The following is a 26,887-nucleotide window of genomic DNA, read 5'->3' on the forward strand; positions in this document are numbered from 1 at the left end:
GTCGGCGACGTGGTCGGGCACGGCATGTACGCGGCCGCCACGATGGGCCGGCTGCGGGCCGCCGTGCAAACCCTCGCCGATGTCGATCTCGCTCCCGACGAACTGCTCACCCACCTCGACGACCTGGTGCTCCGGCTGGCGGCGGAGTCCGGGACCGACGTGGAGCCGACGGGGATGGAGACCGCCGGGGACATCGGGGCCACCTGCCTGTACGCGGTGTACGACCCGGTCTCCAGACGCTGCTCCATGGCGCTTGCCGGCCACCCGCCGCCCGCCGTCGTCGGTTCGGACGGCAGCGCCGACTTCCTGGACGTCCCCGTGGGACCGCCGCTCGGACTGGGCGGGCTGCCGTTCGAATCGGTGGACGTCACCCTCCCGGAAGGAAGTCTGCTCGCCCTGTACACCGACGGCTTGATCCACTCCCGGCACCGTGACCTCGGGGAGGGGCTCGAGGCCCTGCGGGAGGCGCTGGCCGCGCCGGCGGATTCGCTGGACTCCCTGTGCGATCACGTCGTGCGCAAGCTGCTGCCCGAGGGCCCCGCCGACGATGCGGCCCTGCTTCTGGTGCGGCCTCGGGCACTGGACGCACACAGGGTCGCCGTGTGGGACGTGGAGGCCGACGCCTCCGCCGTGGCGCGGATACGGGCGGACGCCGTCCGTGCCCTTGACGCATGGGGACTGGAAGAGGCCGCGTTCGTCACCGAACTGCTGGTCAGTGAACTGGTCACGAACGCCATCCGGTATGGGGAACCCCCGATCCAGTTGCGGCTCATCCACGACCGGGTGCTGATCTGCGAGGTCTCCGACTCCAGCAGCACAGCACCGCATCTGCGGCGGGCCAGGGTGTTCGACGAGGGCGGACGGGGGCTGCTGCTGGTCGCGCAGCTCACGGAACGCTGGGGCACCCGGCAGACCGCGGCCGGCAAGACGATCTGGTGTGAGCAAACCCTGGCCGCGGCCGGCGGCCCGCTCCTCTCCCTGGAGGGAACTGCCGCCCTATGACCGCGCCGTACGCGGCGCGCGACGACGACACGGAGGGGCTGGTCCAGATCGCCGAGTTGCTGGAGAAGGTGGCCGACGAGAAGGCCCCGCTGCCGGACATCGAGGCGACCCGTAGGCGTCCCAGTCACGGCCTGCACCTGACGAGCCGACTCACGGTCGGGGAGTGGCTGGACATGTGGCCGGCGGGCAAGAAGGGACGGCAGAGCGCCATCAGCCGCGACGGAAGCAACATCCGCGTCCACCTCAAACCGCGGATCGGTCACCTGCGCCTCGACCGCCTCAGGGTCACCCACAGCTGCTGTACAGCAGCCGTTCCCGATGACCTCATCCCTGCAACATGCCGAACCTCAAGTTGATCGTCCACTGGTGCCCAGATGCAGGGTCACGACGGCTGCGAAAGGATCGGCAGTGGTGGCCTGCACTCTGCGAGGTTGCGTGGGGCTCACCGCCGACCGGTGGCTCGGCGTCCGTCCGAGTTGGGGGTGACGCCCGTTTCGGCGTACTACCGGAGCATTCACATGGTTATGAAGCGCATCCTGTACCGTCCTGCGCGTACGACGGAAACTGTGGCGCACAACACCGACGCGCACCTGGCATCCGCTGCCGACTGCGGCCTTCTGCTCATCAGACTGACCTTGGGACTGCTGATGGCCGGGCACGGCGCTCAGAAACTGTTCGGTCTCTTCGGGGGCGATGGCCTGGCGACGACCGGCAAGGGCTTCGCGGCGCTTGGTTACCACCCGGGGAAACTCTTCGCGGTGATCGGCGGTGGGTTCGAATTTTTGGGCGGCCTCGGCCTGGCCGTGGGACTGCTCACCCCGTTGGCGGCCGCCGCCCTGATCGGTGTGATGATCAACGCCATGGCGACGGTCACCGGCGCTCACGGTCTGTGGGAGACGCACGGCGGCATGGAGTACAGCGTCTGTATCGCCGTGGTCGCCCTGGCCATCGCCGCCATCGGGCCGGGCCGGCTCGCCATCGACCGGCTCTTCCGCTGGGGCAGGGGCGGTTGGGTCGAGGCCGGCTTTGCCCTGGGACTGGGCGGCATCGCCGCTGCGATCACGCTGAGTCTTTGACCCCTGGGGCGCACGCTCCGCAGCCGCGGAATCGACGACCGCGTAGGGAAGGGTTACCTCTGCCGTTGCCGACGGTATTGATCAGTTCCTGGAGTGCTGGGGGGCGCACGTTCGCCCGCCACCAACTCGGCTCCCTGGGCGAGTTCGAGGGCCCCGGACCCAGCGGCAGGCCGACTGGCGCGTCCGGGACGTCCACGGTGCCTTCGGGCGTGAGCAGGGCGCGGGCTTCGTGGCGTAGGTGTGCCAGAGCTGGATGGCCCGGGTGCTTACGACGGGGTCCTCGATCTGCTCCGGTGACAGCCGGAAGGACTCCGGGCTCCATCCGTCGAACTTCTCGGAGTACTCGCGCACCGCCCCTCTTGACCTCTACTGCCCGGTCTGACAAACCACCGCGAGGAACTCATCGCCAGCCTTTCGCGATGACCTGTCCGGCAGGGACTTCGGTATCCTTCGGCGTGCCGATTCAGCGCTGGTGGACGTCCGGCAGCCGGGCGAGGAACTGGCCCCGGGTGGGCTTCTGATCCCGCTCATGCTCGGCCCCGGGGCGTTGTCGATCGACGCCCTTCTCCGTCTGGACCGGCCTTGGACCCGCGCCCCCAGGGCCACCCAAGAGGCGGCGCACGCCTGACGGCTGTTCGCTGCCCACTGTCGGCATACACCTGAACGTCCCCACCCGCGTACGGATGAACGCGGCCAGATCCTGATGCGATGAGGAGTGTCAGAGGTCCTGGACAGGTGAAGCGCTCAGTCTCACCGTTGTTTGACGGGCGAATCCGTGCTTTTGAGCTGGGCTTTTCATGGTCGCGCCAGCCTGCCGACATCTCTTTGTTCCGGTTGCGGAGACTGGGGGTCTCGCGCGGTGTCGGTGCAGAGCAATGAGCGGCTGGACGCCGCGCTCGGCGGCCGGCCGCCCATCGGCCGGACCGCAGGGAGCGACTACCGGATCGTCTTCGACCAGCCGCCCGAACCACTCGCGGACATCCCGCAGCAGTTCACCTTCGAGGACTTCGTGCAACCAAGGTCGCGAGACACCACATCTGGCTGGCGGTGGCCGTCTTGTTCTCCTCCCTCGTTGATGCGATGGCCTTTTGATGGTCCCGCCGGACGGCGTGGTTCAGATCGGCAGGTGCGGGCAGGCGCGGTCGGCAAGGGTCGTGCGCCGCAGTCCGATCAGGAGGTGCGCACCATGGCAGACACCGCACAAGCGACAGCCGTCCCCGGCTGCGTCCTGAGGTTCATGGACGCCGTCGACACCCTGGAGTTCGGCAAGGGCTTCGCGCCACTGACCGACAACACCGACAAGTATTTCGGCGTCGCGCACATCCACGGCGTCGAGGCCATCAAGGAGTTCTTCGTCAAGATGGGCGTTGAACGGTCCCCGATGGTTTTGAGGCCAAGGATGTGTCAGCAGGCTCGGCGGGGTTACCCGCGCAATCGTCCCGGCCGCGACGGCAATCCCGGGTGACCCGGCGAACCGGCGCAATATCAACGAGCGGCAGGGACAGGTGCCTCGCGTACGGTAGTGACGGACCTGGGTGACGTTCCCCGGTCCAGGCCCGCGGGGCGGTATCTGCACGCGCCCCCAGGAAGGGCAATGATGACCAAGCACACCGCGCGAACTCCGGCTACCCCAGGCGTCCTGACTGATCCACTCCGCAACCACGGCGTGGGGTTCACGCAAGCGGAGCGGGACGAGCTGGGCCTGACCGGGCGCCTGCCGTCCGCGGTACTGACGCTGGAGCAGCAGGCGCAGCGCGCATACCAGCAGCTGCAGGCCCAGGACGGTGACCTGGCCAAGAACGTGTATCTGGAGCAGCTGCACGACCGCAACGAGACTCTGTACTACAAGGTGCTCACCGATCACCTGGTGGAGTTGTTGCCGGTCGTGTACGACCCCACGGTGGGCGAGGCGATCGAGAAGTACTCCCATGAGTACCGCCGCCCGCGTGGCGTCTTCTTGTCCATCGACCGGCCCGAGGACATCGAGAAGGCCTTCGCCACGCTCCAACTCGGGCCCGAGGACGTGGACCTGATCGTGTGCAGCGACGCGGAGCAGATCCTCGGCATCGGCGACTGGGGCGTGGGCGGCATTCAGATCGCGGCCGGCAAGCTGGCGGTCTACTCCGCGGCAGCCGGCATCGACCCGGCCCGCGTCATCCCCGTGTCACTGGATGTGGGAACGGACCGCGAGGCGCTGCTGAAGGACCCGCTGTACCTGGGCAACCGGCACCCCAGGGTCCGGGGCGCCGAGTACGACGCGTTCATCGAGACGTACCTGCGGACGGTCTCGGCGATGTTCCCGCGTGCGCTGCTGCACTTCGAGGACTTCGGCCCCAGCAACGCCCGGCGGATCCTGGAGACCTACGGCGGCTACCGAATCTTCAACGACGACATGCAGGGCACCGGTGCGATCACCCTGGCGGCAGTCCTGTCGGCCATCAAGGTCAGCGACGTGCCGATGCGAGAGCAGAAGGTGGTGGTCTTCGGCGCGGGCACCGCCGGGGTGGGCATCGCCGACCAGCTGCGCGATGCCATGGTTCGTGACGGTGCGAGCCGCCGGCAGGCCACGGCCCAGGTCTGGCTGGTGGACAAGCCGGGCCTGCTCACCCGCGACACAAGTGACCTGCGTGACTTCCAGCAGCCCTACGCGCGCGATCCGTCGGAGGTCGCCGACTGGAGGCAGGACGACGGCGGGATCTCCCTGCTGGAAACCGTCAAGCAGGTCGAGCCGACGATCCTGCTGGGCACCTCCACCGTGCACGGGGCGTTCACCCGCGAGGTCGTCGAGGCCATGGCCGAGGGCACCGAGCGTCCGATCATCCTCCCGCTGTCCAACCCGACCTCGCGCATCGAGGCCATGCCGGCCGACGTCATCGCCTGGTCGAAGGGCAAGGCCCTGGTCGCCACCGGAATCCCCGTCCCACCCGTCGAGCACGACGGGGTGACCTACGAGATCGCGCAGGCCAACAACGCGCTGCTGTATCCCGGTCTGGGCCTGGGCACGGTCGTTTCCGGCGCATCGAAGGTGACCGACGGGATGCTGCTCGCAGCTGCCCGGGCGGTGGCCGACCAGGTCGACGTCAGCGCATCGGGCGCCTCCCTGCTGCCGCCGGTGGAGAACCTGCGCAGGTCCTCCGCGATCACCGCAGCGGCGGTGGTCGAAGCGGCGGTCAGCGACGGCGTCGCCACCAGCGAGCCGGACGATCCCGGCCAAGCCGTCCGCCAGGCCATGTGGGCGCCCGTCTACGGCAACGGAGGGACGGCATGACCGCGCGGCAGTCGGGCGCGGGCAAGGACGAGGACACCCCGGAGGTTCTCGACGTGCCCATGGGGCTGGACGCGACCGGAACCCGGCGGGAGACGGACTCGATGGGCGCGATCGACGTACCGGCGGACCGGTACTGGGGTGCCCAGACACAGCGGTCCCTGATCCACTTCGCGATCGGGGACGACCGGATGCCCAAGGCGGTCTACCACGCCTACGGCTACGTCAAGAAGGCGGCCGCGATCCTCAACGGGCGGGCCGGGCGGCTGCCCGCTTGGAAGGCCGACCTGATCGAAAAGGTCGCTGACGAGGTCATCGCGGGCAAGCTCGACGACCACTTCCCGCTGTATGTGTGGCAGACCGGGTCCGGGACGCAGTCCAACATGAACACCAACGAGGTGATCAGCAACCGAGCGATCCAGCTGGTCGGCGGCGAGCTGGGCAGCAAGTCCCCGATCCACCCCAACGACCACGTCAACATGGGGCAGTCCTCCAACGACACCTTCCCCACCGCCATGCACATCGCCGCGGTCAAGGCGGTCCACGAGCACCTGCTGCCCAGCGTGCAGGCGCTTCAGCGGGCGATCGAGGTCAAGGCGGAGCAGTGGCGCGACGTGGTGAAGATCGGCCGCACCCATCTGGAGGATGCGGTCCCGCTCACCGTCGGACAGGAGTGGTCCGGCTACGCCCACCAACTGACGCAAGCCGTCGACCGGACCACCGCCTCCGCCGAGGGCCTGTACGAGCTCGCCGCGGGCGGCACCGCAGTCGGTACCGGGCTGAACGCCCCACCCGGCTTCGGCGAGCAGATCGCCGACGAGATCGCCGCCGCGACCGGCTACCCCTTCCGCACCGCGGAGAACAAGTTCGCCGCCCAGGGCGGCCTGGATGCCATGGCCGGCGCCTCCTCCGGCCTGCGTGCCCTCGCCGTGCCGCTGATGAAGATCGCCAATGACATCCGGTGGCTGGCCTCAGGGCCCCGCTGCGGCCTGGGCGAACTGATCCTTCCCGCCAACGAGCCCGGATCCTCGATCATGCCGGGCAAGGTCAATCCGACCCAGTGCGAGGCGATGGTCATGGTCTGCCTCCAGGTTCTCTCCGAGGACGCTGCCGTCGCCATCGCCGCCTCGCAGGGCAACTTCGAGCTCAACGCCATGCGCCCGGTCATCATCAACAACTTCCTGCACGCGGCCACCATCCTCACCGACGCCTGCGCCAACCTGCGCCAGTACTGCATCGAGGGCGCCCAGCTCCACCGCGACCAAATCGACTCCTACGTCGACCGGTCCCTCATGCTGGTCACCGCCCTCTCCCCAGTCATCGGCTACGACAAGGCCTCGGCCATCGCGCACAAGGCCGACGAGGAGGGCACCACCCTGCGTGAGGCCGCACTGGACTCCGGTTCCGTCAGCGCCGAGGACTTCGACCGCATCGTCGACCCAGCCGCCATGGCCCGCCCACCTCATCGATCGCAGTAGGGCCCGGTTTTCGTGCACCACGCTGACCGCTCTCGTCATCTGCACCGCGCTCTGGCGGCGCCGGCCCCTCACCACCTCCACAGAACCCGATACGAGACCACCATCAGGCACCGCCCGTTCCGCAGTCATCGGGCAGTGAGCCCGGCAGGACCCCACATGATCGGTGTCGCGTTCCTCGCCGTCGGGTCGACGGCGAGGTAGCGGGCGAGGTCGGCGACCTTGGCGCCGGCATTGGCGGCCACGCCGCCTTGTACGGCCTCTCGCAGGTCCGGCATCCGGCGCAACAGATCTGGACCTGGTTCGGGTTGCCGGTCTCGACGAACACCGGCGCTCTCAAGTGCGGAACGCATCGAAAATCGGTGTGAGGAGAAGATCCATGCGACTGCCGTTGCTCCGCCCGGCGGAGCTGACCACCGAGCAGCGCGCCCTTTATGACGCCTGTATGAAGATGACCCAGGACGTGGAGTACCAGGGCTTCGAGGTCATGAATCCCGACGGTGCGTTCGTGGGGCCTTGGGGCGTGCTGCTCCACTTCCCGGACCTCGCTGTGCCTCTGGGCCAGTTCATCAACCTGGTCCAGAAGCTGCCCGGCCTGAGCGAACGGGCGCGTCAGGTCGTCATCTTGACGATCGGCGGCCGGTTCAACGTTGCCTACGAGCTGTATGCGCACGCCCCGCTGGCCGCGCGGGCGGGCCTGCGCCCGGATCAGGTGGCGGCGCTGAGCGCCGGCGCGCGCCCGGCCGACCTGAGCGAGGACGAACTGCTCGCCGCCGACATCGCCACGGCGCTCATCCGCGGCGGCACGCTGCCCGGGCCGCTGTACGACACCGCAGTCGCCCGGCTCGGCCGCCCGGGCTTCGACGCGGTGGTGTTCATCGTCATCCACTACCTGGCGCTCGGCACCCTGCTCAACGCGTACGACGTCCCCGCGGGCCGTGCCGTCGCCTGGCTCACCTGAGGAGGAAGTCATGCCCGATATCGATGAGACCAGGGCCCTGCTCGAAGACCCGGACGCCTTCGGCACGTTCGGGCGGTTCACCGAGACGCCGGTCGGCCAGATGCCGACGGAGATGCGCGCGGCGTTCGACTTCACCAACAGCCTGCGCGGCCTGGTGCCGGGCCCGCACAAGATCTGGGCCGCCAATCCGGCCCTGCTCAGGACGATCGCGCCCATCGGCGCCTACTACCAGGCGGATTCCACGCTCTCCAAGGCCGAGATCGAGATCGCGACCTTGGTGATCTGCGGCCGCTGGGGCGCCGCGTACAGCAGCTTCGAGCACGAGAAGATCGGCGTGCGGCTCGGCGGGCTCGACTCGGCCAAGGCGGAGGCGCTGATCGCGGGCCTGCCGACCGCCTTCGGCGACCCGCGGCAGCAGGTCGTCTACGAGCTCTCTTCGGCGCTGGCCGCGGCGCGCGTGGTGCCCCAGGGGCTGTTCCGCCGCGCCCAGGAACTGCTCGGTGACGCCGGCCTCGTCGACGTCACGGTCCTCATGGGCTGGTTCACCGCCGTCTCGCTCACCCTGATGGCTTACGACGTTCCGTCCAACGCCGTCGGGCTCGACCAGTAACACCGTTGACACCCATCCGAATGTGAGGAGCCTGCCATGGCCATCGCACCGCTGCCCGAGGTCACCGTCACACCAGTCGCCCACTTCCCCGAGAAGTACTTCCTTGAGAACCTGGCCGTGCGCGCCGACGGGTCGGTGCTGATCACCGCCGTGCTCCAGCAAGAGCTCTGGTACGTTCCCGGCCCCGCCCGCGCGCTCGCCGACCCGGTGCTCGTGCACGCCTTCGACCACCCGGTCACCGGTATCGTCGAGGTCGAGCCGGACGTGTTCGTCCTGAGCCTCACCGAGGGCTACACCACGCACGAGTCCCACCTGGTCCGGCTCGATCTCAAGGGGTGGGCTCCGGGCACCCCGGTCACCCCTGAGGCCATCTTCACCTTCGACGACCGAGTGCGAGCGCTGAACGGGAGCTGCCTGCTCGGGCCGGGCCTGCTGGCCGTCGCGGACTGCTTCGCCGGCCTGATCTGGCGGGTCGACCTGACAGAAGGGGCCCGCGGCGCGACCGCGCGGGTCTGGGCCGAGCACGACACCATGGCCCCGGACCCCGACGGCGAGGTGCCCTGGCCGCCGCAGCCCGGCGTTAACGGCGTGCGCTACGGCGCACGGGCCGGCTACCTGTACTACACCTCCACCGCGCAGCGGGTCTTCATGCGCGTCCCGGTCGACCCGGCCACCCTCGACGCCTCCGGCCCGCCGGAGTTCGTCGCGGCCATCGACAACGGCGACGACTTCTGCGTCGACGAGGACGCCGGCTTCGCCTACGTCACTCGGCACCGCGCCAACACCCTCGACCGCGTGCCGCTGGCGCCACGCCACGGCAGCGAGGTGCGCCACCTGCTCGGCGAGCCGTTCGACCCGGTCATCGTCGGCCCGTCGAGCGCATGCTGGGGACGCGAGCCCGGCGATGAGGGCCGCACGCTGTACGTGACCACGGACGGCGGCACGACCGCCCCGCCGCAGGGCGTCGTCCGCAACGCCGCCCTTCTCCGCGTCGAGCTCACCCACGGCATCCGGTAGCGGAGAAGCCCGTGAACCGGCACGGCGAAATCGTCACCACCGGCCCGGTATCGATCGAGACCTGCGTCGAGGCCGACGGCGCCGCCGCCCGTCACTTCTACGGCCGACGGGGGCAAGGCTCGACCCGGACTTCATGGTTCCGCGCCTCACCGCGTCCATGGCAGATACCTCACGTGATCAGGCCGGCGCTGGTCAGCCAGATGTGTTCGCATGTCGCCGATGCCTCTTGGAGCTTCTCGCGGGATTCCTGTGAAGCGTGGTAGAAGGTCCGCTCGATCATCCAGCACAGGGCGCGTGCCATCGCCGAGGCCTGGTCCGGTGCAGCGCCGTCCTGGATGCCGGCGCGTTCCAGGACGGCGGTGATGGCCGTGATGAACAGGTCAGCGGTGTGCTTCCACAGTTCACCGATCTCCGGCACGGTCAACGACAGGTCGATCGCCGTGCGTATGACCGGGCCGTGTTCGTTCCACAGCTCGACCGTGCGCTGCATGGCTGCTGCGATGGCCTGGCGTGGCTCGTCGGTCTGCGCGGTGGCCCGGGACCGTTCCCACAGGTGCTCGACGGTCCGGGCCACGAGTGCCGTGACCACTTCTTGCTTGGAGCCGAAGTAGAAGTACAGGGCCCCGCGTGTGATGCCGGCGCCCTGGGCGATGTCGCCGACGGTCATGGTGTCGTAGCCCTTGTGTGTCAGCAGGGCTTCGCAGGTGTCGAGGATGGCCCGCTCCCGGACATCCCCCTTGCGCTCGGTGGTGCGACGTCTGCGCGCGGAAGGGTGGCCGGGCATCAGAGCTGAGCGCCCTCGGCGAAGTCGGTCGTACGCGAGAGTGTCTCCCACACGCGGATGTCCTCGTCCACGGCCGTGCGCGCGGCGGTGACCAGCCGCAGCGCGTCCGAGCCCAGGACGAGGTGGGCCGGCGGCTGCTCGACCGTCGTGATGTGCACGACCGCTTCTCCCGCCTTGGCCGGATTGCCCAGCTGGTTCCCGCTGGCCTTCTGCCGCGCTTCGCGGATGGGGGTGAACAACTCGTCGTAGTCGTCGACGGTCCGCGCGGCACGTGCCATGGACCGTCCGGCCCAGTCGGTGCGGAAGGAGCCGGGCTCGATCGCCGTCACATGGATTCCGAACTGCGCCACTTCCTTGCCCAGCGCCTCCAGGATCCCCTCCAGGGCGAACTTGCTGCCGCAGTAGGCGGACATGCCGGGCACGGCCATGAGCCCGCCCATGGAGGTGACGGCCATCAGGTGTCCGCGGCGGCGGCGGCGCATGTGGGGCAGCGCCGCCTGCAGGGTGGCCACCGCCCCGAACACGTTCACCTCGAACTGCCGCCGCACCTCGGCCAGCGGGGTTTCCTCGAAGGTTCCCTCCAGGCCGTAGCCGGCGTTGGCGATGACGACGTCCAGCGGGCCGACGCTCCGCTCGACCTCCGCTACCGCGCCGGAGATGGCGTCACCGTCCGTCACGTCCAGGATGCGGCCGTGAGCGTGCCCGGGCCTGAGCTCTTCGAAGGCCCGCAGGTCCTTCTCGGAGCGGACGGTGCCGATGACGGTGTGCCCGGCGGCCAGGGCGGCTTGGGCGAAAGCGCGCCCCAGGCCCGTGCTGACGCCGGTGATGAGCCAGTTCTGCTTCTCCATTGTTCCTCCAAAGAGGTCCCACGAGGAGCCGGGTCGCCCTCTTCAGCAAAAGTCTACACCGTGTCGATTTTTATCGTTACCGCGTCGATTCTGGCAGCGCTCACGGAATGGAACCCCCAGGCCATCGCATGCCCGCGCACCGCCCGGATCGGCGCCGCCAGGGCCCAGCAGCCAGGCCGACAACCAGAACGGCACCCCGAACACCACAGAGACACCCGGCGAGGGCCTGAGAAGCCGTATCTCAACCGGTCTTGAAACGTGTGGATCGAACGGAGTTCCTGGTCGGGTGATCTTCCGGCGGTGCGCGCATGAAGGCAGGGCCTCCTGGTAGCTCGGGGGTGCGACCCCATACCGAGCGGTGCCCGGAGGCCCTCATGTCGTTGTTGTACGGCTCGAGCCCGTTGACTTCAACTCGCCCCCCGTGTCGTGCGATCGCCTCGCGCACGTACGGCAACGCGGTCGATCGTCCTGATCGGGTTCGCAGGTATCCGTCGGACTTGACGGACGCGGAGTGGGCGGAGGCCCGGCCGTTGTCGCCGGTGTCGGCCTGGCTTCAGGTGCGGGGCGGACGGCCCGGGGGTTACTGTCACCGGCAGCTGCTGGACGCGATCCGTTACCTGGTCGCGGGCGTGAATCGTGGCGGGCGATGCCCGCGGACTTCCCCGGCTGGGGCCGGTTTTACGCCTTGCTCCGCCGCTGGCGCGAGCACGGGCTGATCGCCGAGTTCCACGACCGGCTGCGCGGGAAGGTCCGTGACCGCGAGGACCGCGAGGCAGAGCCCACGGCGGGGATCATCGACGCGCAGCCGGTGCGGGCCGCCACGGCGGTGCCGGCGCACGCGGCTACGACGGCGGGAGGAAGGTGCCGAGCCGCAAACGGCACACCGTATCTGCGCGGCCTCTTGGATGACACCGACTGCCTGGGCGCGGTGAACGACCGCCGCCGAGACCGCGGCGATAGGCAGGCGCGCCGACCAGCGCGTTTCTTCAACAACCAGATAGGGGGCCGGGGTCCTGCTTGCCTTTTTCCTCGTGCCGCCCGTAATCGTCGAGCAGTAGTTGCGTGGTGATGTTGATGTGCTGGCTGAGTGCCTCGACGACGCCTGGTGCATCCCGGGCGATGGCGCGATCGCAGATCATCTTGTGTTCTGCGGCGACATCGCGGTGGCTGTGCTCGGCCGGTGTGCGGGCCCAGCAGCGGTAGACCTCGGCGGCATCGCGCAGCTGTGTGGCGATGTCCCGCAGCTGCCGGTTGGGGCATCCCTCCAGCAGGACGCGGTGGAAGCGGGCGTGGGCGTTCAGCCAGCGTTCGCTGAGGGCTCCGTCGTCGCTGAAGTACGGAGTGCGGGTCAGATGGTGGTGTGCCGCGAGCAGATCGGACTCCCACTCGATGGTGCCGGCGGCGACGGACTCCTGGACCACGTGGGTTTCGATGAATACGCGGGCCTCGGTCAGCTCCTGCAGGCGCTCGGGGGAGACGGTGACGACCCGGAACCCTTGCTGCGGCGCGAAGGTCGCCAGTCCTTGGCCGACCAGCCGGGGCAGTGCCTCCCGTAGTACCCCGCTGCTGGCGCCATAGGTGTCCTTCAGGGCTTCCACGCGCAGACGTGAACCGGGCTCGTGCCGTCCGTTGAGGATGTCCGCGCGCAGCCGCCTGTAGATCTCCTCGGCGCGTGTCATGGAGCGGGGCGTCGTCATGTCGAAGATACTAGCCCCTCTGGGTATTTTATAAAAATCTCGAGATTTCATTGACGTATCGACGGTGGAGGGCGTTGACTCCAGACATTCATCAGCAAGAGCGACGGAGGCAGCGCACCATGAGGACGGCGACCCGATCCGGACGGATGTGTCTGGTGACCGGAGAGGCGGTGATCGATGTCGAGCAAGCCAGTGCTGGTCGGTTTTCGGCTGATCCGCTGGCAGTGTTCGAGGAGTGGGACGCGTTCCGGTCGTGGGCTGCAAAGGTGGAGCCTGCGAGCGCCCACGGATCGACCGGGCCGGACGGCAGCGTTTCGCCGACGCCGCGGCAGGTGTTCGCGATCGGACTGAACTACCGTGACCACGCCGAAGAGGCCAGCCTGGCGGCGCCTGAGTCCCCGTCGGTCTTCACCAAGTTCGCCACGGCCCTCACCGGCCCGGACACGCAGCTGAGGCTGCCCAGCGGCCGCGTCGACTGGGAAGCCGAGCTTGTGGTGGTGATGGGGCGCCGGGCGGAGCACGTGGCCGCCGGGGACGCCTGGTCCTACGTGGCCGGGCTGACCGCGGGGCAGGACTACTCCGAGCGCCAGGTGCAGTCCGTCGGCCCCGTCCCGCAGTTCTCCCTCGGCAAGTCCTTTCCCGGCTTCGCGCCGACCGGGCCGGTCCTGGTCACGGCCGACGAGTTCGCGGATCCGGACGACCTGGCGATCGAATGCCTCGTCAACGGGGAGAGCGTCCAGAAGTCCCGCACCTCGTCGATGATCTTCCCGGTCGCGGAATTGATCGAAAGGCTGTCCGCGGTCTGCCCGTTGCTGCCGGGCGACCTGATCTTCACCGGCACTCCCGCAGGAGTCGGACACGCCCGCACCCCTCAGCGCTATCTGCGGCCAGGAGACGAGGTCATCACCCGCATCGAGGGCATAGGGCAGCTCCGGCAGACCTGCGTCGCCGCCTGAGTGAAGGGCACCACCATGGCCTTGCACAGACTGCAGTCACTCACCGTCGGCGTGCCGAACGTGGCCGAGGCTGCCGACTACTACGTCGACTTCGGACTCGAACAGGTGGCACCCGGACGGTTCCTCACCGTCGAAGGCGGTGAACAGTTCTTCCTCGAACATTCCCCCGTCCGGCGCCTGCTGGCGATGACGGTCGCCGTGGACGACGGCGACGACCTGAACCGGATCGCCGCGAACCTGGAACGGCTCGAGCTGTCCTGCGAACGCGACGCCAACGCCCTGCGTACCACGGAACCCATCGCCGGTATCTCGGTGGAAGTGCGCACCGCACCCCGGCTGACCCGGATCACCGTGCCGGCCACCCCGTACAACGGTCCCGGACGCCTGGACCGTGCCGGCACCCGAGCACCCGTACTCTCCCGCACCGACCCGGTCCGGCCCCTGGCCCTGGGCCACGTCGTCATCGGTTCGGTGGAACAGGAGTCGACACAGCGGTTCTTCGCCGAAGGACTCGGATTCAAGGTCAGCGATGTCGTGCCCGGCTCAGCCGCGTTCCTGCGCTGCTCCACCGACCACCACAACGTCCTGGTGCAGCAGGCGCCGCTCAACTTCCTGCACCACACCTCCTGGCAGGTGACGGATGTCGACGAGGTGGGCCGGGGCGCCACGCGCATGCTCACCGAGCACCCGGAACGCCATGTGTGGGGGCTCGGCCGCCATCACATCGGCTCGAACTTCTTCTGGTACCTCAAGGATCCGGCCGGCAACTTCAGCGAGTACTACGCCGACATGGACTGCATCGTCGACGACCAGCTGTGGACGCCACGATCCTTCGAAGGAATGCAGGCGCTCTACACCTGGGGGCCTCCGCCGCCGCCGTCGTTCCTCGCTCCCGAAGACCTGGCCGCGCTGATGGCAGGCGCCCACAAGGCCAACAACTGAGAGCGCCCGACGCCGTAGACCGCGACGAGGCGCGTTGCCCAGCCCGCATCACACGGATGAGGCCCCGAGCCGCATTCCTGCGCCGACCCGCCGTCGGTGAGCCGCACAGAGACACCTCCGCCCCTTTCCCGCAGCGCCGCGGTCAGCAGTCGCGACGGGTGAGACTGCTGAAACCGGAGCCGGAACATTGAGCACACCAGCCTTCGTCCGTCGGCGCGTCCGACCGTCCCCGGGCCCTTCTTCGCGGTCAGGCACCGCACTCGCCGTGGGCCTGGCTGTGATGACACTGGAGGGCTTCGACCTCGTCGCCTACGGTGCGACCACTCCGCTGCTGCTGGGCTACCGTCCCTGGCACCTCTCCGTCGCCTTCGTCGGCCTGCTCGGCAGCCTCACTCCGATCGGCATGCTCGTCGGCTCCCTGCTGGTCGGCCAGTTCACCGACCGGTTCGGCCGGCGCCGCACGACCCTGATCAGTATCGCGGTGGTCAGTGCCGGGATGTTCGCCTGCGCCGTGGCACCCCTTCCCTCACTGTTCGGCGCCGGCCGACTCGTCGTCGGGCTCGGTGTCGGTGCGATCTACCCGGCGATGGGCCCACTGATCTTCGAACTGGCCCCGGACAGGCGAAAGAACCTCTACTCGGGCATCGTCCAGTGCGGGACCGCCATCGGCGGTTCGTTCGCGGCCCTCGTCGCCAACACACTGCTGAGTGGGCACGGTTTCCACCAGGAGTACCTGGTCGGCGGCATCGCCGGTCTGCTTCTGCTGCCCATGGCCTTCGTCTGGCTGCCCGAGTCCACGGAGTACCACCAGGCGGTCAGCGCGTCGGCCCCCGACCTCGGCGACCGTGGTGTCCGGCTGGTGCTCAGACCGCCCTACCGCGGCACCACCCTGATGTTCTGCGCCATGGCGGCCCTGTCGTTCTTGCTCATCTTCGGCATGAACACCTGGCTGCCGCGGCTGATGCAGACGGCGGACTATCCGCTGCAGGACTCACAGACCTTCCTCGTGCTGCTGAACCTCGGTGCCATTGTCGGCGGGCTCGCGATGGCGCTGCTGGCCGACCGTGCCGGATCGAAGGGCCCGATCACGGCCAGTTTCGCCCTCGGAGCCGCCGCGATCGTCGCCATGAGCGCCCAACTGCCGCTGCCGGTGCTCTACGCCATCGTGATAGTCGGCGGCTGCGGCGCGGTCGGCGTCCAGGGACTGATCAACGTGTACATCTCACGTTCCTACCCGGTGACCGCGAGGGCCAGCGCGGTGGGTGTCGCGCTCGGGGTGGGCCGCATCGGCGCCATCGCCGGCCCCACGTTCGGCGGCTGGATCCTCGCGGCCGGCCTGGAACCCCGCTGGAACTTCGTCCTCTTCGCCGTCCCCGCCGTCCTCGGCGCAGCCCTCGCCCTGGCTGTCGGCGGACGGACATCCCAGAACCAGGGCCGTCTCGCCCCCGCGCCGCGCGCCGAAGAGCCGACGGCCGGACACACAAAATGAAAGAGCGCATCATGGATACCTACGACGTCGCCGTCGTCGGCTGCGGCCCGGTCGGACTGGCACTCGCACGACTGTTGGCCATGAAGGGGCTCCGGGTCGCCGCCATCGACCCCAACCGGCTCGTCTGCCAGCATCCGCGCGCCACGCATCTCGACGACGAGACCATGCGCCTTCTGCAGACCCTCGGCGCGCAGGACATGGAACACCGGTTCCTGCGCCAAGCCGCCTGGACACTGCACCGGGAGGACGGGCAGGCCTTCCTCCAGCAGACGCTGCCCGAGGAGGAATCCGACCAGGGCTGGCGCACCGACTACCAGTTCCACCAGCCCGACTTCGAGTCGCGGCTGCGGGGTCTGCTGGCGGCCGACGCGAACGCAGACCTCTGGTTCGGCTGGACGGCCACCGCGATCGAGCAGGACGACGAAGCGGTGCGGCTCACGCTGCTCGACCGGTCGACCGGAGCCGAAACCACTCTCACGGCCGGCTACGCCGTCGGCTCGGACGGCGCCAACTCCTTCGTCCGGCAGGCGATGAACGCGGAAGTAGAGGACCTCCACGGCACTCAGCGTTCCCTCATCATCGACATCCACCCCTTCGAACACCCTGCACAGCTCCCTGCGGACAGCGGATTCATCTGGTGCGAGGGGAAGCGGCCCGTGACCTACGTCCCGATCTTCCCGCCCATGCTCCGCTTCGAGTTCATGCTGCTCGACGAGGACGACGCGGCAGAGCTCGAACGACCGCAGTCGGTGTACGACCTGCTGAGCCGCTGGCTGGAACCGGGCAGCTACCGCATCATGCGTACGGACACCTACGAATGGCACGCCCGGCTCGTGCACGGCTGGCGGTCCGGCCGCCTGCTGCTCGCCGGCGACGCCGCGCACGAAATGCCTCCCATGCTCGGTCAGGGCATGTGCTCCGGGCTGCGCGATGCCGCGAACGTGGCGTGGAAGCTCGCCGCCGTGGTCAAGGGCGAAAGTCCCCAAGCCCTGCTCGACACCTACGAAAGCGAGCGGGCTGCGCACGTGCGCCCTTACATTGAGGAATCCGCTCGGCAGTCCAACCTGATCGAAGCCCTCGGAATGGGCGCGTTCCCGGAGCTGAACGGAACGCAGACGATCGAGAGGTACCGGCCGCTGCTGGGGCCCGGCGTGGTTGCCCAGCCCGGCGGAGCCATCGGGCAACTGAGCCCGCAGCCACGCGGCGCGAACGGGGAGAAGCTGGACGATGTGAGCGGATACGGCTTCACCGTCGTGGGGAAGCCGGAGGTCACCTCCGCCGTGTCCGTGGACGTGCAGCAGCTGTGGCACCAACTCGGCGTAGTGGCCGTCCCGGAGACGGGGCCGGCCATCGACCGCTGGCTGGCCGAACACGCGGCGGCAGCGGCGATCATCCGTCCGGACCGCTACACCTTCGCGCTCGTCGCCGACACGGCGGAACTGGAACGGGCCACCCGCGACCTGGCGCGGACGGCATCGGTACAGGAGGTGGGCGCGTGAAGGAGTACGCGGCCGGAATGACGTGGGGGGAGGGCCCCCGCTGGCAGCGCGGTGCACTGTGGCTGTCCGACACCCAGGGCGGAAAGCTGTGGACCGACCACGACGGCCCCTGGCGCGGCATTCCGCTGGATGCCGTCCCCAACGGCCTTTGGTTCCTGCCGGACGGGCGGCTGGTCGGGGCCATGATGCATCAACGGCGTATCGGCGTGTGGACCGGTGAGCAATTCGACACCTACGCGGACCTGAGCGCGGTGGCCACCGGTCCGCTCGGCGACATGGTCGGCGACCCGCACGGCAACCTTTACGTGGATGACGTCGGCTTCGCCGCGCACGCCGGTGAGCCATGGCGACCGGGTCGGCTGCTGCGCGTTGCTGCAGACGGAGCGGTACAGGTGGCCGCCGAAGACGTTGAGTTCCCCAACGGGCTGGCCTTCGCCGGCGACGCCCGCACCCTGGTTGTCGCCGAGACCACCCGGCAACAACTGACCGCCTTCACCGTCGCAGACGACGGTGCCCTCACGGACCGTCGCACCTACGCCGACCTCGCCCACCTGATCGGCAACGACGTCCGGCCGGACGGAATCTGGGCGACACAGGACGGAGTCTGGGTGGCCACCACGACCGGACACGCCGTCGCCCTGGTGCGGGAGAACGAGCTGGTCACCTCGATCGGCACCGGGACGCTGCTGCCGATCGCATGCTGCGGCGACGGCGGGAACCGGCTCTTCGTCACCCTCGCCGACACCCATGGCCTCCCCCTGGGCGAGGCCATGGTCACAAAGGCAGTGCACACGACGGTCGCACTGCTCGAAGTAGCAAAGGCGGGGGACACCTCATGAGCACGAAGCCACCGGACTGGACCCCGACGACACAGGCTGTCGAAAATGCCCGGGTCACCGACTTCGCACGGTTCGCCTCACAGCGCGCAGGACGTGACCTGAGCGGTGACTACCACGCGCTGTGGGCGTGGTCGGTGGACGACGTGAACGGCTTCTGGGCCGCGGTGTGGGACTACTTCCGTCTGCCCGAGCGCCCAGCGGGACCCGCGCTGGCGACCGAGGCCATGCCGGGAAGCGTGTGGTTCCCCGGCAGCACGCTGAACTACACGGCCGAGGTGTTCCGCGACCGGACCGGCACCGACACCGCCGTCATCACGGTGACCGAGGACACCGGCCCGGTGGCCATCACCTGGCACCAACTGCGCCGCCAGGTCGCCTCACTCGCGCAGGCACTCACCGGACTCGGCGTGCGCACGGGTGACCGGGTGGTGGGCTACCTCCCCAACGGGGTACAGGCCATCGCAGCCTTCCTCGCCACTGCCAGCCTGGGCGCGACCTGGGCGGTGTGCGGGCAGGACTACACCGCGGCCGCGGCCGAAGCACGGTTCACACAACTCCGGCCGACCGTGCTGATCGCCGCGACCGGCTTCCGCCACGGCGGGAAGCACATCGACCGCTGCCCCGACGTACAAGCCCTGCGCGACGCACTGCCGACCCTGGCGGCGACCATCGTCGTAGGGGAGGCGACACGGGTGCCCGACGCCCTTGGGTGGTCCGCGCTCACCGAGCACGACGCCGACTTCGCGCCCCGCCCCGTCCCGTTCGACCATCCGCTGTGGGTCGTGTTCTCCTCGGGCACGACCGGACGGCCGAAGGGCATCGTGCACGGGCACGGCTGGGTCGTGCTCGAGCACCTCAAGAACCTGGGCCTGCAGCTTGGCCTGCGCGCCGGGGACCGCCTGCTGTGGCACACCACGCCGAGCTGGATGATGTGGAACGTCTTGGTCGCCGGTCTGCTGCTGGGTGCCACAGCCGTGTGTTACGAGGGCAGCCCGACGTATCCCGATACAGATGCGCTGTGGCGGCTCGCGGCCGGCCTGGAGGTGAAGGTCCTGGGTGCCAGCCCCGGCTACCTGGCGGCCTGTCGCAAGGCCGGCGTGCGGATCACCGACCACTGTCCGGCCTCGCTCGAGCGCCTGGGCGTCACCGGCTCGACGTTCCCCGGCGACCTGCAGCACTGGGTCGCCGGCGAGCTCGGGCCCCGGGCACAGGTGGTGTGTACCAGCGGTGGCACCGACGTGGTCAGCGCGTTCCTCGGTGCCACCCCCACCACTCCGGTCTGGGCCGGGGAGCTGTCCGCCCCCTGCCTGGGCGTGTCCGTGGAAGCCTTCGGCCCGGACGGGAAGCCGGTGCGGGGCGAGGTGGGGGAACTGGTAGTACTCCGGCCGATGCCGTCGATGCCGCTCTTCTTCTGGGACGATCCGGACGGCTCCCGCTACCGCAACGCCTACTTCGACGTATACCCGGGAGTGTGGCGGCACGGCGACTGGATCACCATCACCGATCAGGGCTCGGTGATCATGCATGGCCGGTCCGACGCGACCCTGAACCGCCACGGCATACGCATGGGCAGCAGCGACATATACGACCCGGTGGAGGAGCTCGAGGAGATCGCGGAAGCTCTCGTCGTCGGGATCGAGCAGGACGGCGGCGACTACTGGATGCCGTTGTTCGTCACCACCACCGACGGCACCGACGTCGACGACGTGCTGCGCGAGAAGATCCGCAACGCCATACGCCACGGAGCATCCCCCCGCCACGTACCCGACGAGATCATCCAAGCCCCCGGTATCCCGCATACCCGCACCGGCAAGAAACTCGAAGTCCCCGTGAAACGTCTGCTGCGCGGAGACGATCAGGACACCGTGGTCGACCCCGGCAGCGTCGACCGACCAGAACTCATCGACTGGTACGCACGGATCGGTGCCGCTCACCGTACGCGACGTGGCACCGCTCTCGGTTCCGCTCCGTCCCGATCAGCGAACGGTAGACCCTGGATAGAGCGTTGAACGCTGTCCCGGGCTGTCCCGGGCTGTCCGAGGCCGAGGCCGAGGCCGAGGCCAGCAGCATCGTTCCTGATAGCGGGGCCAGTCTGTCCGAGACCTGCCTACCGCCTCCGATCACCGCCACACCACACAAGGCACGACGAGGAGCCCTGCCATGACCTACATCGCGTTGGAAGAAGCTTTCATCATCCCGGAGTTGTTCTCGCGCCAACCCTCCTCGCCCCAGAAGATCCGGGTCAGCGACCAGTACGTCAAGGACTGGGGACGACGCCTGGGTGACTTCGAGGAGCACCGTCTTCCCGACATGGACGCACACGGCATCGACATTCAGATCCTGTCGCTGAGCGTCCCCGGCATCCAGGCCGACACCGACGCCGGCGCCGCCGTCGACAACGCCCGGTTCGCCAACGACTTCCTCGCCCAGACCATCGCCCGCCACCCCACCCGCTTCAGGGGGTTCGCCGCCCTGCCCCTGCAGGAGCCTGCCGCCGCCGTGACCGAACTCCAACGCTGCGTCGAGCAGCTCGGATTCAAAGGTGCCTTGGTCAACGACCACACGCAGGGCCGATACCTGGACGATCCCGCATATGACGAACTGTGGAGCGCTCTGGAAGAGCTTCGTGTGCCGTTGTACCTGCATCCCGGCGCGCTGCCCTGCGACGACTGGCACGTGATGCGCGGACGGCCCGAGATGTACGGGGCCAGCTGGAGCTGGCAGGCCGAAACCGGTGGCCACGCCATGCGGTTGATCTATGCCGGAGTGTTCGACCGGCACCCCGCCGCAACCCTGATCCTGGGGCATCTCGGCGAGTTCCTGCCGTTCCAACGCTCCCGCATCGACTCGCGCTACCGCTCGCTCCGGGTCGACGAACCGCTCCAGCGGATGCCGTCGCAGTACTTCGGGAGCAACATCCTGATCACCACGAGCGGGGTACTGGCCCCGGAGGCCGTACAAGCCGCCGTGCTGACCATCGGGGCCGACGCGGTCATGTTCGCGGTCGACTACCCGTACGAGGTTACGGCCGACGCGGTGGCCTCGATCGAGAAGGCTGACCTTCCGTCCCAGGTGAAGGAGAAGGTTGCCCATCTGAACGCCAGGCGTGTGCTGCGCATCTGACCGCAGCGCCTCGTCGGCAAGGTCGCCCAGCTCGGGCAGGGGGTCCGGTGCGGAGAAGACGGCGTGGCGGGCGGCCGCTCGGCAGCCGTGGGTTGCTCGCCGAACAGGAGCGCCAGACCCTGCCGGTGCGACTCCCTGTTCTGCTGCTTCGGCTGGGCATCGGAGTCGGCCGACAGCCGCATCATGTTCTGCCGCCCCCTGCTTGTCCTGCTCGCGACCGCCGCGCCGACCTTCGGCGCGACGGCCGGAGCGGCGGCGCCGACGGGAGAGGAGGCGGACACGGGCATCGCACCCTCACCGGCGCGTGGTCAGCTGTCAGATGGAGTCCGGGGCCAAGCCCGGGTCATCCCCGCGCTGGGGCAGGAGGGCCGCGATCTCGTCTGCCGGGCGGGCTGTGTGCAGGCTGAGCAGGTCGGCGATCAGGTCGTCCAGGGGTGGCCAGGGAATGTTCCCGTGGTCGTTGTAGAGGGTGACCAGACCGTGCAGGGCGGTCCAGAGCATGAGGCCGGCCTGCCACTGCTGCTCCGCCGAGGGCTGTCTGCGCTCTCCCTCGGCGGCGGCCGCCAGGGAGGTCACGACGGCCTCGAGCGGTTCGGCCCCGGCGCCGTGCGCTGATCCGGGGACAAGGTCGTCCGGCATCCGTCCGCCGAAGAGAGTGCGGTAATGGCCGGGTTGGCCGACTCCCCAGCGCACGTAGGCCGCGCACCGGGCGACGAGGTCGGCCAGTGGATCCGGGGCCGACTGCGCGGCCTGGTCCATCAAACGGGCCAGTTCCTCATAGCGCAGCCGCAGCACGTGCTGGATCAATGCGCTCAGGTCGGGGAAGTGGCTGTAAATGCTGGCAGGTGCCACCCCGACCTCACGCGCTACCTGCCGCAGCGTCAGCGTCTCCGGCTGATCAAGGGTGGACAGCAGCTTCGCCGCGGCGTCTACGAGCTGGGCCTTGAGAACCTGGCCCTGCCCCCGTGGATTGCGGCGACGGGGAGCGGAGCGCTCCTGAGACGACATCTTCGCCCCCTTCTGACCGGTGCGAACAGTTGAGCAACAGATGTTCACCGTACAGGCAGCTCACGCCTTGACATCACTAACCAACGGTTGTTTACTCAAGTAACCAACAGTTGTTTAGTTAAAGGGTGAATGATCATGCGCATAGCCGTACTCGGAGCGTCAGGGCGGACCGGCAGCGCGCTCGTCGATGAAGCGCTGGAACGGGGACACGAGGTCGTGGCCCTGGTTCGCGCGCCGGCCAAGGTCACTGTGCCTGTGTCGCGGCAGGTCGAGGTCCGGAAGGCGGATGTCACCGTCCCGCAGAGCTTCCCCGACCTGACCGACGTCGACGTCGCCGTCTCTGCCATCGGTATCGGCAAGGGCGACGGCCCGGGCGCACTGGTCGCCGGGGCGAGGGTGCTCGCGGCGGCGAACGTTCGCGCGACGGTATGGCTCGGCGCGCTGGGCTCGGGCGTGTCGAGTCGATCGGGTGGGCTGATCTATGCGGGGGTGATGCGGATGTTCGTCGGCTCGGAGCTGGCCGAGAAGGTCGAGGCCGACCAGATCGCCCTGGATGCCGGCGCCACGGTGTTCCACGCCCCGGACGTCACCGATGGCCCCCTCAGCCCTACCCGCCACATCGTGCCACTGGCGGACCTGCGGCGTCCGCTGCTGCCGCCCCGAATCTCCCGGGCCACGCTGGCCTCCTTGTTGCTGGACGAGGCCGAGACGGGCCGGCACGGTACCGGAATCGTCGTACCCCTGAGTTAGTCATCGGTCGACGCGGCAGCCCCCGTTGTCCACAGGGCGGGAGCGAACCACCATCGGCAACCGCGATCGCGGTTGTGTGGACGGCCGTGCCCGGCACCGACGCGTGACCGGGGGCTGCCCCTCCTCCCGCACGCCGAGGCCAACGGGCTCCGGCCGTCGCGGTACCCCGGACAAGGTCACCTGGGCGAATCAGGCATCGCCTGGTGCTAGTAACTGCATCGGAAGGTCATCATGAGCAACTTCTCAGGAAAAATCGGACTCGTGACGGGTGCTGGAAGCGGAATCGGCCGCGCGACGGCGATCGAGCTGGCCCGGCAGGGCGCCACCGTCACCGTCACCGACATCAACGAGGCAACAGCCTTCGAGACCACCGAAATGATCAGGAAGGACGGCGGAGAGGCACTGGCACTCAGCGTCGACATCGCCGACGAGGACGCGGTGCGGACGGCCGTTGAACGTACGGTCGAGACGTACGGCGGCCTCGACTTCGCCGTGAACAACGCGGGCCTCGACTCGCACCACCGACAGCTCGACCAAATGAGTCTGGAAGAGTTCGAGCGCGTGACCCACGTCAACCTGGGCGGGACCTTCCTCTGCATGAAGTACGAGCTGCCCGCCCTGCGCAGCCGCGGCGGCGGCGCGATCGTCAACGTCGCCTCCAACGGCGGCCTGTACGCGATCCCGACCGCCCCCGCCTACGTGGCAGCCAAGCACGGCGTCGTCGGGCTCACCAAGGTCGCCGCCGTGGACTACGCGCCGCACAACATCCGCGTCAACGCCGTCTGCCCCGGCCCGACCCGTACACCCGGCTTCGAAAGGGTGGCGGCCGGCACCGACTTGATCGCGATGCAGGAGGCGATCACCCCACTCGGCCGGATGGCCACATCGGAAGAGGCCGCCGCAGCCGCGGTCTGGCTCTGCTCGGACGCCGCGTCCTACATCACCGGGATCGCGCTGTCGGTCGACGGCGGACGGCGGGCATAAGGGGCATCGCGGTCGAGGAGTACACGGCCGCCGAAGCCCTCAGCCTGCCCCGGCCTCGGAACCGTCGCAACATTCCTTGATCATTAGAGGTGTGTTGATGGCGAGGCTGGGTGCAGGCATCAGGCGCTGAGGGCGGCAGCAGTCGCCCCGCCATGACCACGGCCGCCGTCGCCGTCGACGGGCACGACCGGATCCTGCTGTCCACCGGAGCGGCCGACATCGCCCCCCAAGCGCTGGTACGCGTCACCGCCGCCGTCCCCGTGGGTCGCGTCGTCGCTTACGACAACGTCGAGGGCCTGGACGACCTCAGCGCGATCCGCATCCCCAGCCCCGGCATCACCCTGGAGAAGGCGGGCGAATCGGTGAAGCCGGCCGCGTTCATCCTGGCCATCGACACCTCCGTCGACGACTCCACCACCGACGCCCTGTTCGCCCGCCAACTGGCCGTCGTCGCCGGCGCTCTGGTCCTGCTGCTCGCCCTGGCCGTCCTCAATTGCACCAGCATCGCCGCCTCGACCGCCCAGCCACTTCCAGCAGCTCTGCCGAAGGCTCCCCACCTGGAGATCACCAACAGCATCCAGAAGATGAGCCAGAGCCGCTGGACGTGAACAAAGCCAGGTGCGTGAACGTCAGCGGGCCGAGTGGGCGCCGGCCATCAACGCGGCGAGGTCCTCGGGCTGCAGGAAAGAGGGGGGAGGGGGCGGGCCCCAGCTGAAGAGGCTCTTGGCGGCCTCCCAGACCTCGGGCTTCCACAGCGCGTCGTCGACGACGCAGTCCATGTCGGAGTAGTACTCGGAGAAGTTGCCGGCCGGGTCCTTGAGGTACCAGAAGAAGTTCGAGCCGACGTGGTGGCGTCCCAGGCCCCAGATGTGGCGCTCGGGGTGCTCCCGCAGCATCGCCGTGGCGCCGCGGCCGATCTCGTCGACGTCGTCGACCTGCCACGAGGTGTGGTGGACGAAGTTGACGGGCGCGCTTGACACCAGGATGTTGTGGTGCTCGGTCGAGCAGCGCATGAACGAGGAGAGCCCGGGTACCTCGTCGCTGATCTTCAGGCCGATGCCCTCGGCGAAGAAGCGCTGGCTGGCCTCCTGGTCCGTCGAGCCGATGACGACGTGTCCGAGCTTGCGCGGACGGACCCTGCCCTCGCGCAGGATCCCCGGGGCGCGGCCGGTGCCGCGGTCCGTGCGGCCCGGCCCGTTGTACGCCGTCGCCGGCGCCTCCGGTTGCTCGATGCGCGGGGTGACTGTCACCTCGACCTGTACGCCGGTGATCGGCTCGACGGCGGCGACGCGTGTGTCCGAGGCGTCCGCCTTCAGGTCGAGCCGGCGCAGCCGGGACTCGACGGCGCCGATGTCGTCGGGGTTCTCCGCGCCGATCGACAGCGCCACGAGTCGGCGGGCGGGTGAGGTGACGAGGCGGAGCTGGCGGCCTCCGTCGGCGGTGGAGAGCCAGCCGTCGTCCTCGCGGGTCAGCCCGAACTCCTCGTAGTACCGGGTTGTGGCGTCCAGGTCGGGGACGCCGATCGTGACCGAGCTGAGTCGGTGCAGGGCCATCAGGAGACCTCCTTGGTCGCCTCGGCGACTAACGCTGGCGCAGCTCGCCGATCCCGTCGAATGGCGTGCCGTGCAGTTGACGGATCGTAGGCGGGGGCGGACGCGGGATCGGGGTCGACCCCGGCGGATCGCGGGAACCGGACCTGCCCGCCGATCCACGGTACGGACATCAGGCGCCGACCAGCGCGAACTTCTCAGCACGGCTGCTCACTCCGCAGGTCTCCGCCGCCTTGACAGCGATAACCTACACTTGTTTACTCATCTCGCCAACAGTTGTTCAGTCACGAGTTGGGCGGGACCGACCACGGTGGTCGGCGCGGCCGGAAGGACCGGTCGTCGGCTCGTCGGCTCGTCGTCTCCGGCCTGGACTCCGCGCCGGACCGCTCGCGAATCTACGACGCTCCGTCCTGTCGCCGCGCTCATGCCGGGCGCGGCGCGGGTTCTTTCGAGGACCGGTGCCGGGCCCCGGGGTTGATCCACGCGCTTCCCCGTGGGACGCCGGGATCGCTCCGGTCCCAGGGGTTGGGGCGTTCGTGACGTCGGGGCGGTACCGCACACCAAGGGCGCGACGGACCGTCAGACAACCGTCAAGCGCAGCGCGGGCCGGCCGTCAAGTGGGCCGGTGAGGATCGCTGTTGTCACTTCCACTATCTGAAAGGGATTGAGTCATGGCTACGCTCCTGTACCGGCTGGGCGCCTTCGGCGCTCAAAGATGGCGGACGATGGCGGTCGGCCGGCTGTTCGTCCTCGGGGCCGTCGTCGGCCTGGGAGTGGAGTTCCACGGATCGTTCCAGAACAGCGGATCCATCCCCGGCTCCCCGGCCCAGACCGCGCCGATGAGGATGGACCGGCGCTGGCCGGACGCGAACGGCATCGGTGATCCGGACGCGAGGCGCTCGGCCGGGTCCCGCGCTCGATCCGCGTGCAGGAAAGTCTGCTGACGGGGGATCACCCAGCAGAACACCGAAGGATCCCGCGGCCGCGGGTCGCCTTCCAGCGGATCACGTCC

The 26,887-nt window shown here is 68.9% G+C and carries 26 protein-coding genes; 20 read left to right on the top strand and 6 right to left on the bottom strand.

Annotated features, from left to right (window positions below; all coding sequences use genetic code 11):
- From ACWC21_RS37855 to fumC, 6 genes are all read left to right on the top strand, one after another.
- Positions 1 to 1,002, top strand: a 1,002-nt coding sequence (locus ACWC21_RS37855) for a SpoIIE family protein phosphatase (RefSeq protein ID WP_450888849.1), incomplete at its 5' end; no start/stop codon positions are given.
- Positions 999 to 1,358, top strand: coding sequence for a hypothetical protein (locus ACWC21_RS37860; RefSeq protein WP_450888851.1), 360 nt, complete (start codon positions 999 to 1,001; stop codon positions 1,356 to 1,358). The genes ACWC21_RS37855 and ACWC21_RS37860, both read left to right, overlap by 4 nt.
- 162 nt (positions 1,359 to 1,520) lie before the next feature.
- Complete coding sequence (locus ACWC21_RS37865) at positions 1,521 to 2,078, top strand: DoxX family membrane protein (RefSeq protein WP_450888911.1); 558 nt, start codon at positions 1,521 to 1,523, stop codon at positions 2,076 to 2,078.
- Positions 2,079 to 2,937: 859 nt separating this feature from the next.
- On the top strand, positions 2,938 to 3,543 hold the full coding sequence (locus ACWC21_RS37870; protein ID WP_450888852.1) for a hypothetical protein: 606 nt from the start codon (positions 2,938 to 2,940) through the stop codon (positions 3,541 to 3,543).
- Between the two features lie 132 nt (positions 3,544 to 3,675).
- A complete protein-coding gene (locus tag ACWC21_RS37875; protein ID WP_450888854.1) occupies positions 3,676 to 5,346 on the top strand; it encodes an NAD-dependent malic enzyme in 1,671 nt (556 codons plus the stop codon).
- Positions 5,343 to 6,821 (top strand): class II fumarate hydratase, encoded by a 1,479-nt coding sequence (gene fumC / locus ACWC21_RS37880; protein ID WP_450888856.1) that lies wholly within the window; start codon positions 5,343 to 5,345, stop codon positions 6,819 to 6,821. Before ACWC21_RS37875 ends, fumC begins: the two co-directional genes overlap by 4 nt.
- Positions 6,822 to 6,946: 125 nt before the next feature.
- Here fumC and ACWC21_RS37885 read toward each other — a convergent pair whose 3' ends face one another.
- Complete coding sequence (locus tag ACWC21_RS37885) at positions 6,947 to 7,096, bottom strand: hypothetical protein (RefSeq protein WP_450888857.1); 150 nt, start codon at positions 7,094 to 7,096, stop codon at positions 6,947 to 6,949.
- 101 nt (positions 7,097 to 7,197) lie between these two features.
- Here ACWC21_RS37885 and ACWC21_RS37890 point away from each other — a divergent pair, with 101 nt between their 5' ends.
- From ACWC21_RS37890 to ACWC21_RS37900, 3 genes are read left to right on the top strand one after another with little or no spacing between them, the layout of a single operon-like run.
- On the top strand, positions 7,198 to 7,779 hold the full coding sequence (locus ACWC21_RS37890; protein WP_450888858.1) for a carboxymuconolactone decarboxylase family protein: 582 nt from the start codon (positions 7,198 to 7,200) through the stop codon (positions 7,777 to 7,779).
- Between the two features lie 10 nt (positions 7,780 to 7,789).
- On the top strand, positions 7,790 to 8,389 hold the full coding sequence (locus tag ACWC21_RS37895) for a carboxymuconolactone decarboxylase family protein (RefSeq protein ID WP_450888860.1): 600 nt from the start codon (positions 7,790 to 7,792) through the stop codon (positions 8,387 to 8,389).
- A gap of 36 nt (positions 8,390 to 8,425) precedes the next feature.
- The gene (locus tag ACWC21_RS37900; RefSeq protein ID WP_450888861.1) at positions 8,426 to 9,406 is read left to right on the top strand and encodes a hypothetical protein; all 981 of its coding nucleotides are present in this window, start codon (positions 8,426 to 8,428) and stop codon (positions 9,404 to 9,406) included.
- A 169-nt stretch (positions 9,407 to 9,575) separates the two neighbouring features.
- Here ACWC21_RS37900 and ACWC21_RS37905 read toward each other — a convergent pair whose 3' ends face one another.
- The 3 genes from ACWC21_RS37905 to ACWC21_RS37915 form a co-directional block, all read right to left on the bottom strand.
- On the bottom strand, positions 9,576 to 10,190 hold the full coding sequence (locus tag ACWC21_RS37905) for a TetR/AcrR family transcriptional regulator (RefSeq protein ID WP_450888862.1): 615 nt from the start codon (positions 10,188 to 10,190) through the stop codon (positions 9,576 to 9,578).
- Positions 10,190 to 11,038 carry an oxidoreductase gene (locus ACWC21_RS37910; protein ID WP_450888864.1) on the bottom strand — a complete coding sequence of 283 codons (849 nt, stop codon included), beginning with the start codon at positions 11,036 to 11,038 and terminating at the stop codon, positions 10,190 to 10,192. Before ACWC21_RS37910 ends, ACWC21_RS37905 begins: the two co-directional genes overlap by 1 nt.
- A gap of 986 nt (positions 11,039 to 12,024) precedes the next feature.
- The gene (locus ACWC21_RS37915; protein ID WP_450888866.1) at positions 12,025 to 12,735 is read right to left on the bottom strand and encodes a GntR family transcriptional regulator; all 711 of its coding nucleotides are present in this window, start codon (positions 12,733 to 12,735) and stop codon (positions 12,025 to 12,027) included.
- A gap of 119 nt (positions 12,736 to 12,854) precedes the next feature.
- Here ACWC21_RS37915 and ACWC21_RS37920 point away from each other — a divergent pair, with 119 nt between their 5' ends.
- From ACWC21_RS37920 to ACWC21_RS37950, 7 genes are all read left to right on the top strand, one after another.
- Positions 12,855 to 13,691, top strand: a complete 837-nt coding sequence (locus tag ACWC21_RS37920) for a fumarylacetoacetate hydrolase family protein (RefSeq protein ID WP_450888868.1) — start codon at positions 12,855 to 12,857, stop codon at positions 13,689 to 13,691.
- 15 nt (positions 13,692 to 13,706) lie between these two features.
- Entirely contained in the window at positions 13,707 to 14,633 is a 927-nt protein-coding gene (locus tag ACWC21_RS37925; protein WP_450888870.1) for a VOC family protein, read from the top strand.
- Positions 14,634 to 14,913: 280 nt separating this feature from the next.
- Positions 14,914 to 16,122 carry an MFS transporter gene (locus ACWC21_RS37930; protein WP_450888871.1) on the top strand — a complete coding sequence of 403 codons (1,209 nt, stop codon included), beginning with the start codon at positions 14,914 to 14,916 and terminating at the stop codon, positions 16,120 to 16,122.
- A gap of 11 nt (positions 16,123 to 16,133) precedes the next feature.
- Positions 16,134 to 17,621: a bifunctional 3-(3-hydroxy-phenyl)propionate/3-hydroxycinnamic acid hydroxylase gene (locus tag ACWC21_RS37935; RefSeq protein WP_450888872.1), complete on the top strand. Its 1,488-nt coding sequence runs from the start codon at positions 16,134 to 16,136 to the stop codon at positions 17,619 to 17,621.
- Positions 17,618 to 18,460, top strand: a complete 843-nt coding sequence (locus ACWC21_RS37940) for an SMP-30/gluconolactonase/LRE family protein (protein ID WP_450888873.1) — start codon at positions 17,618 to 17,620, stop codon at positions 18,458 to 18,460. Before ACWC21_RS37935 ends, ACWC21_RS37940 begins: the two co-directional genes overlap by 4 nt.
- Positions 18,457 to 20,469 (top strand): acetoacetate--CoA ligase, encoded by a 2,013-nt coding sequence (locus tag ACWC21_RS37945; protein ID WP_450888874.1) that lies wholly within the window; start codon positions 18,457 to 18,459, stop codon positions 20,467 to 20,469. Before ACWC21_RS37940 ends, ACWC21_RS37945 begins: the two co-directional genes overlap by 4 nt.
- A 151-nt stretch (positions 20,470 to 20,620) precedes the next feature.
- The gene (locus ACWC21_RS37950) at positions 20,621 to 21,583 is read left to right on the top strand and encodes an amidohydrolase family protein (RefSeq protein ID WP_450888876.1); all 963 of its coding nucleotides are present in this window, start codon (positions 20,621 to 20,623) and stop codon (positions 21,581 to 21,583) included.
- 315 nt (positions 21,584 to 21,898) lie between these two features.
- On the opposite strand, the gene ACWC21_RS37955 is transcribed toward ACWC21_RS37950, so the two are convergent.
- Entirely contained in the window at positions 21,899 to 22,591 is a 693-nt protein-coding gene (locus ACWC21_RS37955) for a TetR/AcrR family transcriptional regulator (RefSeq protein ID WP_450888877.1), read from the bottom strand.
- Between the two features lie 135 nt (positions 22,592 to 22,726).
- Here ACWC21_RS37955 and ACWC21_RS37960 point away from each other — a divergent pair, with 135 nt between their 5' ends.
- The 3 genes from ACWC21_RS37960 to ACWC21_RS37970 all read left to right on the top strand — a co-directional run bounded on the left by ACWC21_RS37960 (position 22,727) and on the right by ACWC21_RS37970 (position 24,933).
- The gene (locus ACWC21_RS37960; protein WP_450888879.1) at positions 22,727 to 23,341 is read left to right on the top strand and encodes an NAD(P)-dependent oxidoreductase; all 615 of its coding nucleotides are present in this window, start codon (positions 22,727 to 22,729) and stop codon (positions 23,339 to 23,341) included.
- 231 nt (positions 23,342 to 23,572) lie between these two features.
- A complete protein-coding gene (locus ACWC21_RS37965) occupies positions 23,573 to 24,325 on the top strand; it encodes an SDR family NAD(P)-dependent oxidoreductase (protein ID WP_450888881.1) in 753 nt (250 codons plus the stop codon).
- A 152-nt stretch (positions 24,326 to 24,477) separates the two neighbouring features.
- On the top strand, positions 24,478 to 24,933 hold the full coding sequence (locus ACWC21_RS37970; protein ID WP_450888882.1) for a hypothetical protein: 456 nt from the start codon (positions 24,478 to 24,480) through the stop codon (positions 24,931 to 24,933).
- A 21-nt stretch (positions 24,934 to 24,954) separates the two neighbouring features.
- Here the strand turns inward: ACWC21_RS37970 and ACWC21_RS37975 are convergent, their stop codons facing one another.
- The gene (locus tag ACWC21_RS37975) at positions 24,955 to 25,878 is read right to left on the bottom strand and encodes a VOC family protein (RefSeq protein WP_450888884.1); all 924 of its coding nucleotides are present in this window, start codon (positions 25,876 to 25,878) and stop codon (positions 24,955 to 24,957) included.
- A 668-nt stretch (positions 25,879 to 26,546) separates the two neighbouring features.
- On the opposite strand from ACWC21_RS37975, the gene ACWC21_RS37980 reads away from it, so the two are divergent.
- Positions 26,547 to 26,819, top strand: a complete 273-nt coding sequence (locus tag ACWC21_RS37980) for a hypothetical protein (RefSeq protein WP_450888885.1) — start codon at positions 26,547 to 26,549, stop codon at positions 26,817 to 26,819.
- Positions 26,820 to 26,887: the final 68 nt, after the last annotated feature.

Source organism: Streptomyces sp. NPDC001348 (genome assembly GCF_053597535.1).